11 protein-coding genes are annotated in these 12653 nt (G+C 63.9%); 9 read left to right on the plus strand and 2 right to left on the minus strand.

What is annotated here, in order from left to right; translation table 11 throughout:
• The first annotated feature begins 47 nt into the window (after positions 1-47).
• Positions 48-938 (plus strand): LysR substrate-binding domain-containing protein, encoded by an 891-nt coding sequence (locus ACWGTO_RS01055; protein ID WP_454573033.1) that lies wholly within the window; start codon positions 48-50, stop codon positions 936-938.
• Positions 939-965: 27 nt separating this feature from the next.
• On the opposite strand, the gene ACWGTO_RS01060 is transcribed toward ACWGTO_RS01055, so the two are convergent.
• Entirely contained in the window at positions 966-1562 is a 597-nt protein-coding gene (locus ACWGTO_RS01060) for a TetR/AcrR family transcriptional regulator (protein ID WP_454573034.1), read from the minus strand.
• A gap of 118 nt (positions 1563-1680) precedes the next feature.
• On the opposite strand from ACWGTO_RS01060, the gene ACWGTO_RS01065 reads away from it, so the two are divergent.
• The 7 genes from ACWGTO_RS01065 to ACWGTO_RS01095 all read left to right on the plus strand — a co-directional run bounded on the left by ACWGTO_RS01065 (position 1681) and on the right by ACWGTO_RS01095 (position 10474).
• Positions 1681-2142, plus strand: a complete 462-nt coding sequence (locus ACWGTO_RS01065; protein WP_454573035.1) for a (2Fe-2S)-binding protein — start codon at positions 1681-1683, stop codon at positions 2140-2142.
• A gap of 2 nt (positions 2143-2144) precedes the next feature.
• Positions 2145-4418, plus strand: a complete 2274-nt coding sequence (locus ACWGTO_RS01070; RefSeq protein ID WP_454573036.1) for a molybdopterin cofactor-binding domain-containing protein — start codon at positions 2145-2147, stop codon at positions 4416-4418.
• Positions 4415-5023, plus strand: coding sequence for a hypothetical protein (locus ACWGTO_RS01075; protein ID WP_454573037.1), 609 nt, complete (start codon positions 4415-4417; stop codon positions 5021-5023). Before ACWGTO_RS01070 ends, ACWGTO_RS01075 begins: the two co-directional genes overlap by 4 nt.
• Positions 5024-5215: 192 nt before the next feature.
• The gene (locus tag ACWGTO_RS01080) at positions 5216-6415 is read left to right on the plus strand and encodes an efflux RND transporter periplasmic adaptor subunit (protein ID WP_454573038.1); all 1200 of its coding nucleotides are present in this window, start codon (positions 5216-5218) and stop codon (positions 6413-6415) included.
• 73 nt (positions 6416-6488) lie between these two features.
• Positions 6489-9656, plus strand: coding sequence for an efflux RND transporter permease subunit (locus tag ACWGTO_RS01085; protein ID WP_454573039.1), 3168 nt, complete (start codon positions 6489-6491; stop codon positions 9654-9656).
• A gap of 97 nt (positions 9657-9753) precedes the next feature.
• Positions 9754-9912, plus strand: a complete 159-nt coding sequence (locus ACWGTO_RS01090; RefSeq protein ID WP_454573040.1) for a DUF3309 family protein — start codon at positions 9754-9756, stop codon at positions 9910-9912.
• A gap of 145 nt (positions 9913-10057) precedes the next feature.
• On the plus strand, positions 10058-10474 hold the full coding sequence (locus ACWGTO_RS01095) for a DOPA 4,5-dioxygenase family protein (RefSeq protein WP_454573041.1): 417 nt from the start codon (positions 10058-10060) through the stop codon (positions 10472-10474).
• Positions 10475-10490: 16 nt separating this feature from the next.
• Here the strand turns inward: ACWGTO_RS01095 and ACWGTO_RS01100 are convergent, their stop codons facing one another.
• On the minus strand, positions 10491-11558 hold the full coding sequence (locus ACWGTO_RS01100) for a cyclic nucleotide-gated potassium channel (protein WP_454573042.1): 1068 nt from the start codon (positions 11556-11558) through the stop codon (positions 10491-10493).
• Between the two features lie 177 nt (positions 11559-11735).
• Here ACWGTO_RS01100 and ACWGTO_RS01105 point away from each other — a divergent pair, with 177 nt between their 5' ends.
• Entirely contained in the window at positions 11736-12617 is an 882-nt protein-coding gene (locus tag ACWGTO_RS01105; protein WP_454573043.1) for a metal-dependent phosphohydrolase, read from the plus strand.
• Positions 12618-12653 lie beyond the last annotated feature (36 nt).

Raw genomic sequence — 12653 nt, forward strand, 5'->3', positions numbered from 1 at the left:
AAACAGGGGTAGCCTGCGGGAAAGGATAGCAATCATTCGGAAAGTGGATGGCTGACCGGCTCCAAGAACTGGAAGTGTTCGTGCGGGTGGCGGAGCGCGGCAACCTTTCGCAGGTCGCTCGCGAAATCGGGCTGTCGCAGCCTTCGGTGTCGCGGATCCTGAACGATCTGGAGGCGCGCATCGGCGCCCGTCTCCTCGTCCGCACCAGCCGGAAGGTCGGGCTGACCGAGGCAGGGCATGGTTATCTCGAACAGATCCGGCCGTTGCTCGCCGAACTTGGGGCGGCGGCCGACACTGCTGCCGGCAATGAGGAGTTGCGCGGGCTGCTGCGCATCGAGCTGTCGGTCACTTTCGCCGTGCGTGCGCTTATTCCGCAGCTGCCCGGCCTTCTTGCCGAGCATCCCCACCTCTCCGTCGAACTGATGATGGACGATCGCAGGCGCAGCCTTGTCGAGGAAGGCGCCGATGTCGCGGTCAGGCTCGGTCTGCTCGACAGTTCCAGCCTGATGGCGCGCAAGGTTGGGGAGACGCCGAGGCTGCTAGTGGCGTCACCGGACTATATTGCTCGGCATGGCTTGCCGCGCAGTCCTGGCGATCTGGTTCAACACGAGGTCATCTTCGGGCCTTCCGACAGCACCGGCGCGACCTTTCAGCAGCTGATCGGCCCGGAGGCCAGCTTTGCCCTGCCGGAAAGCCCGCGCATCCGGGTCTCGAGCTCGGCCGGCGTCACCGCCTGCGTGCTGGCCGGGCTTGGCGTGGCCTTTGGGTCCGGCTGGATGTTCAATGCAGAACTTGCGGATGGCCGCCTCTGCCGGCTGCTGCCGGAGTTTCCGCTGCCGACCATCCCCATCCACGTCCTGTTTCCGGCCGGGCGCCAGCCAAGCAAGCGGGCAAGGGGGTTTGCCGATTGGCTGAGCAGATCGCTCAGCTCGTCATGAACATCTTTTCATCGTTTGGGCATTAGGTCACGCCTGAAGGGCGAGGTCGATCACCTTGACCAGCGCGCCCGCGGCCTTGCGCTGTTCGTCCGCATCGCTGATGCGCGCCTTCATGCCTTCCAGCCCGTCAAGCAGCATGTCGGCGAGCAGGCGCGCCGACAGGCCCTTGGCCGCGAGGTCGGCGCCGTTGCGCCCGGCCTCTTTCTCGATCGCCGCAGCGATATGTTCGCCAAGGCCGTCGCGCCAGCAGACGACGAGATCAGCAAGGCTCGACTTCATGTCGAGCAGCTCGGCGCCGTGCGGCGATGAGATGACACCTCGCATCATCGAGATCAGCCCCTCGTCGATGGCCCGCGTCATGCGCTCCGTGAAGGTGCCATCGCCGGCCAGCGCCACCTTTGCCGCCTCGACCGAGCGTGACAGGAGCATCATGGCTATGGCGCGAAAAATGTCGGTCTTGTTCTTGAAGAGCAGATAGAGCGCCGGCCGCGACATGTCGGCGGCGCGCGCAATATCGTCCATGGTGGTGCGCGAAAAACCATAGGCCAGAAACACCTTCATGGCGCCGTCCAGAATGCGGACGCGCTTGGGGTCTGTGGTGGTGATGTCTTCGATCTGATTCACGGCTGCGACACTATCTGCGTAACCTCTATTGACAAAATTACGAATTTTGTCAACTTGTATGAAGCGAGATGGCGTGCCATTCCGCTTCGGACTGTGGACGACAACGAAGGGTATCCCCATGCGCCTCACCGTAGACGGTCAGTCGTTCGACATCGATGCCGATCCCGAAATGCCGCTGCTGTGGGCGCTGCGCGATCTCATCGGCAAGACCGGGCCGAAATTCGGTTGCGGCATCGCCGCCTGCGGCGCGTGCACGGTGCATGTCGATGGCCAGGCGGTTCGCTCCTGCTCGCTGCCGGTCGGCCAGGCCACGGGCGCCATCACCACGATCGAAGGCATCGGTGAGCCCGGCAAACTGCATCCGGTGCAGCAGGCCTGGCTGGAAGAGCAGGTCGCGCAATGCGGCTACTGCCAGGCCGGCCAGATCATGAGCGCCGTGGCGCTGCTCGACGAGGTCGCCGATCCGACCGATGCCGACATCGACAACGCCATGGGCGGCAATCTCTGCCGTTGCGGCACTTATCCGAAGATACGCGCGGCTATCAAAAAAGCTGCGGCACTCAAGACGGCGGGGCTTTGATCATGGCCAGTGTCGCAAAGATCGCACGGCGCAGCTTTCTCATCGGCGCGGCTGCCATCGCCGGTGGCGTCGCCGTCGGCTATTACTATTACCGCAAGCCCTACCCGAACCCGCTGGAAGGCGACCTCGCCGCCGGTGAGGCGACGTTCAATCCCTATGTGAAAATCGGCGCCGACAACACCGTCACCATCGTCGCGCCGCGCGCCGAGATGGGGCAAGGCATCTCGACGACGCTTGCCGTCATGGTCGCCGAGGAGCTCGACGTCAGCCTCGACCAGGTCAAGGTCGAACACGGCGCGGCCTCCTACGCCTATTACAATGCAGCGATCCTGGAAGAGGGCGGCCCGTTTGCCTTCTTTGACGAGAGCATGACCGCGCAAGCTGTACGTTCAGGCCTGGGTGTGGTCGGCAAATTCCTCGCTTTGCAAGGCACCGGCGGCTCGGCCTCGACGCGCGATGGTTTCAACAAGATGCGGCAGGCGGGCGCAGCCGCGCGGCAGATGCTGATTGCTGCGGCGGCGCAGAAGCTTGGCGTAGAAGCTGCCGATCTTGAAACGGCCAACGGTTCGATCCTGCACAAGGCGTCAGGCAAGTCGCTGACCTATGGCGAAGTGGCGGCAAACGCTGCCGCGATGGCGCCGCCGGCGGAAGTCCGGCTCAAGGACAAAGCCGATTGGAAACTGCTGGGCAAGCCGCAAAAGCGGATCGACATGCTTGCCAAGGTCACCGGCGCGCCGATCTTCGGCATCGATGTCAGCTTGCCGGACATGCTCTACGGCACGGTGAAGATGAGCCCACGCTTCTGGTCCAGGCCGGTCGGCGCGGACCTTGCCAAAGCGGAAAAGATGCCCGGCGTGATCAGGATCGTGCCGCTCGAAACCAACTATGGCCACGGCTTCGGCATCATCGCCGAAAACACCTGGGCAGCGTTCAAGGCCGCCGAAGCAATCGACGTCAAATGGGCCGATCCCGAATATCCGCCGGACAGCGCAGCCATTGCCGGGGTACTGAAGCAGGCGCTTGGCGCCGAGGGGTCGGCGATGCGCGACAACGGTGATGTCGCCAAGGCCTTTGCCGACGCGCCGCGTGAAAAAATCATCGAAGCCGACTATGCCGTGCCCTATCTGGCGCATGCGACGATGGAGCCGATGAATGCCACGGCGCGGCTGAAGGACGGCGTACTCGACATCTGGTGCGGCAACCAGGCGCCGACGCTGGTGCGCCAGCTCTGCGCCAACGTCCTCGGCATCGAACAGGACAGAGTGACGGTCCACACCACCTTCATGGGCGGCGGCTTCGGGCGCCGTGTCGAGATGGACTACGCGCTGTGCGCGGCGCTGATGGCGAAGGAAACGGGCGGGCGTCCCGTCAAGGTGACGTGGACGCGTGAAGAGGACATGCGCCACGACGCCTACCGGCCGGCGGCCGTCGGCAAATTCCGCGCGCGGCTCGGCGATGACGGCCTGCCGGTCGCCGTCGACATGACGATCGCCTCGCCGTCGGTGATCGCCGGCACCTTGCGCCGGCTGTTCCCTTCGATTTCGCCGCTTGGCCCCGACAAGACCATCGTCGACGGCGCCTACGACCAGCCCTACACCATCCCGAACTACCGGGTGAGCGGCGTCGCCGCTCCGGTCACTGTCCCGGTCGGCTTCTGGCGCTCGGTCGGCAGTTCGATCAACGGCTTCTTCCATGAAGGCTTCATGGACGAGATCGCGGTGGCCGGAAAAACCGATCCGGTCGAGTTGCGCAAGACGTTGATGGCCGCCTATCCAGCGGCGGTCAAGGTGGTCGAGAAGGTCGCCGCGATGGCGAAATGGGGAGAGGCGCTGCCGGCCGGCAAGGCCAGGGGCATGGCCTTCTCGCTGTCCTTCGGCAGTTGGGTCGGAGAGATCGTCCAGGTTGCCGACACGCCCGCCGGCATCCGCATCGAGAAGGTGTGGATCGCCGCCGATGTCGGCACAGCACTCGATCCAGGCATCATCGAGGCGCAGCTCATCTCGGCCGCCATTTACGGCCTGTCGGCGGCTATGGGTCAGGAAATTACTTTCGCCGATGGCATGGTCGAACAGTCGAATTTCCACGACTACGATGCCATGCGCATCTTCCAGTGTCCTGTTTTCGAAGTCGCCATTTTGGAGAATTTTCACAAGATGGGCGGCGTCGGCGAGGTCGGTACGCCGCCGGCGGCTCCGGCGCTGGCCAATGCCATCTTCGCGCTCACCGGCAAGCGCATCCGGACGCTGCCGCTGTCGAAATCGGTGGCCTTCGCATGAAAAAGCTTCTCATCATGCTGACGCCTGCTGCCATCATGTTTTCGGCAGCGCCCTTCGCAACCGCACAACAAAGCCAAGCGCCGGCGCTGGTTGCAGTCGACGCTGCGAAAGGCTTGCCCGAATGGGACAAGATCTACGCCGTGTTCTCGCACCCGCGCTGCGCCGACTGCCATGTCGCCGACGACCGGCCGCGCTGGTCCGGCGCTCACTATGGCGAGACGCGCGTCCATGCCTTCAACGTCCAGCGCGGCGCCGACGGCTCCGGTTTCGGCAATCCGGGCCTGCGCTGCACGACCTGTCATTTCGCGAGCAATTCCAGTGCATTGCACGGGCCGCCCGGGGCCGAGAACTGGCATCTGGCGCCGGCCGAGATGGTCTGGTTTGGCAAATCCTCGGCGGAAATCTGCGCCCAGATCAAGGATCGCAGTCGCAATGGAGACCGCAGCCTGGAGGATGTTGCGCTGCATGTGCGCGACGACAAACTGGTCGCCTGGGGCTGGGCCCCGGGTGCCGATCGTGAGCCGGCGCCCGGCTCGGCCGAGGCGACCTATCAAGCAATCGAAAACTGGATGGGGGCAGGCGCGCCGTGTCCCGTGACGCAATGATCGCGCAACTTTTGTGACTATATTGCGCTGCAACTTTGATGTAGAAGCGCGGCTTCGCAGTTCACGGCAAATTGAACACGGCCTGACGCGCACCCATATCGGCGACGCGCCCGAGTTGAAGACACGGTAGCTGTTAGAAGACGGGCCTTGTTGGAAAACGATCTGGCCGAACCCCGCAGTGGAAAAACAACGATGCCGAAAATCAGGTTTCACAAGCTTGCCGCTATAGTTGTGCTCATTGGCTTCGCCGCCTGGATGGGAACAGGCGCGTTTTCGTCGGTCGGCAGCGCTGCCGTCGAAGGCGCAGCCAAGGCAGGCGATCAGGCCAAGCCCGGCGATCGGGCCAAGGCGCCGGATGCGACCAAGCCCCCGACAACCGGGCCGAAGGCCGCCGAGGCGGAGCCCAAGGCGCCGCTGCGCACCGTCGCGGTGGTGACGCCGCCGCGCAAGACCTATGCCCGCGCCATCCGCATTTCCGGGCTGACCGAGGCCGACAAGCGCGCCGTGCTCGCCACGCGCGTCGCCGGCGTCATCGAAAAGCTGCCGGTCAAGCAGGGCGATCACGTCAAGACAGGCGATCTGGTGCTGATGCTGGCGGCGGAAGAAAAGATCTCGATGGTCGACAGTGCCAAGCAGCTTGTCGTGCAGCGCCAGGCCGAACTCGACGCATCGCTGCGGCTGATGAAGACCGGCAACCTGCCCACGCTTCAGCTCGACACGGCGCGCTCGAACCTGACTGCGGCGCAGTCGCAGCTGGAAACGGCACAGGCCGAACTCGACCGCAATCTGGTCAAGGCGCCCTTCGACGGCGTTATCGACCGGGTGCCGGTGGAACTCGGCAGTTCCGTCATGCAGGGCGGCGAGGTGGCCACCATCCTCAAGCTCGATCCGGTGATTGCGCGCGGTGAAGTCAGCGAGCGCGACCTTGGTTATCTCAAGCTCGGCGACAAGGCCGCCGTGCGGCTGGTCAGCGGCCAGACCGTCGAAGGCACCGTGCGCTACATCAGCCGCGACGCCTCGTCGGCAACCCGCACCTTCCGCGTCGAAATTGCCGTCCCGAATGCTGATGGTTCGGTGCCGGCCGGCATGACGGCCGAGATTTCGCTGAGCGCCCAGCCGACCGACGCCGTCATGCTGCCGCGCTCGGTGGTGACGCTCGGCGACAAGGGCGACCTTGGCATTCGCGCCGTCGACAAGGACAACAAGGTGGTGTTCTTCCCGATCGACCTGGTCGACGACTCGCCCAAGGGCCTCGTGCTCGGCGGCATTCCCGCCGATGCCCGTGTCATCGTCGCCGGCCAGGAACTGGTCAAGGAAGGCGACGTCGTCAAACCGGTCGAGGCCGACCAGGCGACCATCCAGAAACTGTTGGGCGAAGCGACAACGCAGTAGCGCCGGGATGCCCCCGGGCGGGACAACCGGCTGCAATGCGGCTCCTCATAATCTTTGAGAACAGGCGTTAGCCATGGATATCGTCAAACTCGCGATCAACAATGCCCGGCTGACCATCTCGGTGCTGGGATTCCTGCTGCTGGCGGGCTGGGTCGCCTATTCGTCGACACCGAAGGAAGCGGAACCCGACGTTCCTATCCCGATGATGTATGTCAGCCTGATCTATCAGGGCATTTCGCCGGAGGATTCCGAACGCCTTCTGCTGCGGCCGATGGAAAGCAAGCTGAAGAGCCTGAAAGGCCTCAAGGAAATGCGCTCGGCCGCCTTCCAGGGTGGCGGCTATGTGCTGGTCGAGTTCCAGCCGCAGACCAATCTGGCGACCGCGCTGCAGGACACGCGCTCCAAGGTGCAGGACGGCAAGGCCGACCTGCCGCAGGCAGCTGAAGAGCCTGTCGTCACCGAGGTCAACATTTCCGAATTCCCGGTGCTGGTGGTGACGCTGTCGGGCGAATTGCCCGAGCGCGTGCTGACGGCTGCCGCGCGCGAGTTGCGCGACCGCATCGAAGAGGTGCCTGGCGTTCTCGAAGGCTCGTTGCAGGGTTCGCGCGACGATCTCGTCGAGGTCGTCATCGATCCGATGAAGCTGTCTTCCTACGGCCTGCAGCTCGACCAGCTGATCGGCGCTGTCGGCGCCTCGAACAGCCTGGTCGCCGCCGGCAATCTTGAGGGCTCGGAAGGCAAATACGCGGTCAAGGTGCCGTCGCTGATCGAGACGCCCGAGGATGTGGCCGCCTTGCCTGTCGTCGCCGGCCCCAATGCCGTCGTGCAGGCCAAGGACATCGCCACGGTCCGTTCGACCTTCAAGGACGCCGAGACGATCACCCGCCTCAACGGCAAGCCGGCCATCGCCATCGAGGTCAAGAAGCGCATCGGCGCCAATCTGATCGACACGCTGGCGAAGGTCAGGGAAGTCTCCGACGCCTACGTCAAGTCAATGCCGGAAGGCATGAACATCACCTACACGCAGGACAAGTCGGTCTTCGTCAACCAGTTGCTGGGCGACTTGCAGAACCACGTGATGATTGCGGTCATCCTGGTGTTCATCGTCATCCTCTATGCGCTGTCCGGCCGCGCCTCTCTGCTGATCGGGCTTGCCATTCCGTCGTCCTTCCTGATCGGCATCCTGCTGCTCGCGATGATGGGCTACACGATCAACATGATCGTGCTGTTCAGCCTCATCCTGGCGGTCGGCATGCTGGTCGACGATGCCATCATCGTCACCGAATTCGCCGAACGGCGCATGGGCGAAGGTATGCCCAAGGCCGAAGCCTTCACGCTTGCCGCCAAGCGCATGGCCGGTCCGGTCATCGCCGCGACGATGACGCGCATCGCAGCGTTTTCGCCGCTTTTGTTCTGGCCCGGCATCATCGGCGACTTCATGAAATACATGCCGATCACGCTGATCGTCACGCTGTCGGCGTCGATGCTCTATGCGCTGGTGTTCGCGCCGACGTTGGGTGCGATCTTCGCCAAGCCGCCCGAGCATCACGCGGAGAATCGCGACGGCTTGTACATGGCGATAGTCAAGCAGGCGGTGCGTTTTCCCATCACTGTGCTGGTGCTTACCGCCGTGCTTTTGACCGGCGTCGGCTTCGCCTATTCGAAATATGGCGCCGGCGTCGAATTCTTCCCGAGTGTCGAGCCCGATTACGGCCTGCTCTATGTGCATGCCCGCGGCAATCTCTCGCTGGCTGAAATGGATACGGCGACCAAGATCGCAGAAAACAGGCTGCTTGGCTGGCCCGGCGTCAAATCGGTCTACACCCGCGTCGGCAAGACGCAAGGCGGCGGGCAGGATGTGCCGGAAGACGTCGTCGGCGTCATCCAGTATGAGTTCATCGACTGGCGCGAGCGCAAATCGGCGAACCAGATCCTGGACGAACTGCGCACCGTCATGGCCGGCATTCCGGGCGTCGATGTCGAGGTTCGCGTGCCGGAAGCCGGTCCGCCGACAGGCAAGGCGATCCAGCTCAGGCTTTCGGCCATCGATCCCAAGGGGCTCGACGACCAGGCCCGCGCTGTTGCGGCGCGCATCGCCAAGGTGCCTGGCGTCATCGACATTTCCGACGGCCTGCCGCCGCCCGGCGTCGACTGGGCGCTCGAGGTCGACCGCGCCAAGGCGGCGCAGTACGGCATCAGCCCGACTTCGGTCGGCACGGTGGTGCAATTGGTGACCAACGGCTTGAAGCTTTCGGAATACCGGCCGGCCGGCGCCGACGATGCCGTCGACATCAGGCTGCGCCTGCCCGAAGACCGGCGCACGCTGTCGACGCTCGATGAGCTCAGGGTGCAGACCTCGCAAGGCTCGGTGCCGATCTCGAACTTCGTCGTGCGCAAGCCCGAGCCGACCGTCGGCATCCTCAACCGCATCGACGGCGCGCGCACCGTGGTGGTGCAGGCCAACGTCGCCGCCGGCACGCAGGTTGCTGCGGTGCAGGCGGAGGTCACCAAGGCGGTCACCGACATGAAGCTCGACAGCGGCATACGCTGGAAGCTCGCCGGCTCGAACGAGGACAGCGCCGAAGCCAGCGCCTTCCTCGGCAAGGCCTTCGGGGCCGCGATCTTCCTGATCTTCCTGGTGCTTTTGATGCAGTTCAACAAGTTCACCAGCGTGCTTCTGGTGCTGTCCTGCGTGGTCATGGCGACGATCGGCGTGTTCCTCGGACTGCTTCTGACAGGCGAGGCGTTCGGCATCGTAATGTCGGGCATCGGCGTCATCGCGCTGGCCGGCGTGGTGGTGAACAACAACATCGTGCTGATCGACACCTATGACCGGCTGCGCGAAGAAGGCTGGGACAAGATGGAGGCTGTGCTGCAGACCTGCCGCGAGCGTGCCCGCCCGGTCGTGCTGACGGCGGTGTCGGCCATCCTCGGCGTCCTGCCGATCGCGTTCGGTCTTGGGCTGGAAATCTTCCATCACGAGACGACGATCAACGCGCCGTCGACGCAATGGTGGATTTCGCTGTCCTCGGCCATCGTCTTCGGCCTGTCCTTCGCCACTCTGCTGACTCTGGTGGTGACGCCGTCCATGCTGATGATCTTCACGCGCAGCAAGAACAGCCGTTTCTATGCGTTCTTCCGCCGGATATCCGGCCGCGACAGGAAGCCGGGCGCGTCCTCGGGGCCGAAGCCAGGCCCGCTCGACGAACCGGCAATCGCCTTCCCGAAAGCCGCCGAATAGGCCAGTTTTCATCGACCAGACAAAAGGCCGCCCGGAACAACCGGGCGGCCTTTTGCATTGTCCCCTCGTATACGAATAGCAAGGCGAGGGAGTCTTCATGACCGTCACCACCATTCTCCTCATTGTTTTGATCCTGATCCTGATCGGCGCCGTGCCGGCCTGGCCGCACTCACGTTCCTGGGGCTACGGCCCGTCAGGGATCGCCGGCGTTGTGCTTGTGGTGCTGCTGATACTGGTGTTGATGGGCAGGATTTGATTAGGGCTATCGCAGTAGCTGATGGCGCTCCCCCGCTCCGTCTCGGCGCCGCTTTAAACGATTGCCCTGCAATCGAGCGCAGATGACGGGCCGCTCCCTTGCGTATACGCTGCCGCACACGACAATCCTCGAAGGAGCCATCAAGGTGAACGCAGACACCCCGCCAAGGCCGCTCGCGGAGATCGCCAGCTACCACGCCCACATCTACTATGACGGGCAGGCCGAGCGGCAGCACGCCGAATGGCTGCGCCTGCGCATCGGCGAACGTTTCCGCGTGCGGCTGGGCAACTGGCGCGACGCGCCGGTCGGCCCACACGAGCAGCCTATGTACCAAGTCTCCTTCGCCACCGAGATTTTCGCGTCGCTGGTTCCGTGGCTGATGCTGAACCATGGCGGTCTCAGCATCCTCATCCACCCCAACACTACCAACCCCAAGCGCGACCACCTGGTAGACCCGATCTGGATAGGCCGCCCGCTGGGAGTGCATGGCGAGGTTCTCGGCGAGGAGGATGAGGCTGAAGAAGCGCTGGAGGTGAATACGGAGCCGACGCTGACGGCTTAGGGGTAAGAGCCGAAGGTCAAGCCGTCGGTGCTGCGCTGCGCCGCTCGAGTGCGGTCTTGCGGATGATTTCCGCGATCTCCGGGCTGCTGCTGCACAGCATCTGGAAGTCCACCGCGTGCAGCGACAGGAGTGAGACCGCCGTTGCGGCGCTGACGGTCGCCATACGCGGTTCGCCGCTGATCAGCGCCATCTCGCCAAAGAAGGCGCCCGGTCCAAGCTCCACCGGGTTCGGCGTCGCGACGGTGACGCGCCCCTCCACGACGAAGAACATCTGATCACCGGGCTCGCCTCTGCGGCAGATCACGGCGCCCGCCGGCACCGTGCGAGGTCTTAACGCGCGCACGATCTCGACCAGCACGGCCGGGCCGAGCTTCTGAAACAACGGCACGCCGGCGACCAATTGCCAATTGCGGACGAATTCTCCGCGGCGAACTTCCTGAGAGAAACCGGTGGCAAGAATGCCGGCCCAGAGCGCGAAGATGCCGATGCCGCTCATCATGACCGCCCCGGCAAGGACGCGGCCAGCGAAGGTTTGCGGAATTTCGTCGCCATAGCCGGTGGTGGACAGCGTGACCACAGCCCACCACATGGCCTGGGGGATGCTGCCGAACTTGTCCGGTTGGATGTCGCGCTCGATGACATAGCCCGCGAGCGCGACACCGAACAGAACGACGCCGAAGAGCGTGGTGACGCCGATCAGGTTGCGCGCTTCGTTGGCCAGCACCCTGCCCAGCACCGGGAAGAAGGTCGAGTCGCGCAGCGGTTTCAGCAGCCAGACGGCACAGTAGAGGCTCCAGTCGGGCGTGCCGACGAGCAGAAATGCCGCGAATGGAACCAGGACCGCAAGCACATCGATGGCGATTGCCGGCGTCCTGTCGTGAAGGTCTCCCGCACGGCGCTTGAGCAGCGTCGCGACCATCTGCACAAGATAGGCGCCCCAAATGACGGCGAGCAGGGCAACCAGAGCCAGCCTGCTTCGTCCGGAAATGTTGGGTGTCGTCAGCGCAGCCACCGCCAGGAGCCCGGGCGCAGCCAGCACCGCGTTGAGCGGCGCGTAAATTCTCAGGAAAGGCAGTACCGACATTCTATGCCCACAACCGCGACTACCCTGCAGAATAGGATGGCTTCAAGGCAAGCGCAAAGATGCTTGCTGTCGCCTCGATGCGCATCACCGACGCTGTGATAAAATCCACACCGGAACCGTGCTAGGATGGCTGCCGCACGCGACGTGTCGTGCTTAAATTGGCCAGGAACGATTGTCATGCTCAATCCGATTTCCATCATGGCCGACCGGCTCGGCGACCATCTGTCGGAACTCTATCTGCAGTATTTCTCGCATCGCAATTCGGAGTATGCGAGCTACATAGGCGGGGCGGCCCGCCTTGTCCTGGAACGCATCGGCAATTCGAACGCGCTCTATCACAACATCGAGCACACGCTGATGGTTACGCTCGCCGGCCAGCAGATCATCCGCGGCCGGCTGCTTTCGGAATCCCTGACCCCGGATGACTGGCTGCATTATACCTGCGCGCTGCTTGTCCACGACATCGGCATGGTGCACGGCATATGCCCGGGCGACACCGACGACAGCTTCGTCATCAACGAGGCCGGCGACCGCCATACGCCACCGCGCGGCGCCTCCGACGCGGTGCTTGCGCCCTATCATATCGAGCGCGCCAAGATCTATGCGCGCCAACGTTTTGGTTCCTCGAAGTTCGTCAATGAGGAGCGCATTATCGCGGCGATCGAGATGACGCGCTTTCCTGTACCGGACGATCCGGCCTACCAGGCCACCAACACCGAGCCGGCGCTGGTCAGGGCCGCGGATCTTATCGGCCAGCTCGCCGACCCCTTCTACCACCGCAAGCTGCCGGCGCTGTTTGCCGAGTTCTCCGAGACCGGAATGGTGGAAAAGCTCGGCTGCAAGACCGCCGCCGATCTCGGCGCCATCTTCACCGATTTCTTTACGCTGAAGGTGGAGCCCTATATCGGCGACGCGATCCGTTATCTGGAGCTGACGACCGAAGGCAAGCAGTGGGTCGCCAACCTCCACAGCAACCTCTTCCAGTCCGGGCTGCGTCCGGCCAGGATCGGGCCGTTCCCCGGCGTGTCGCAGCCGGCAGGGCTTTCGGTGGTGACCTGAGAGCGGGGAGTGGTTCCGCCGGTGCCGACCCGGCGG

Source organism: Mesorhizobium sp. PL10, from assembly GCF_053714315.1.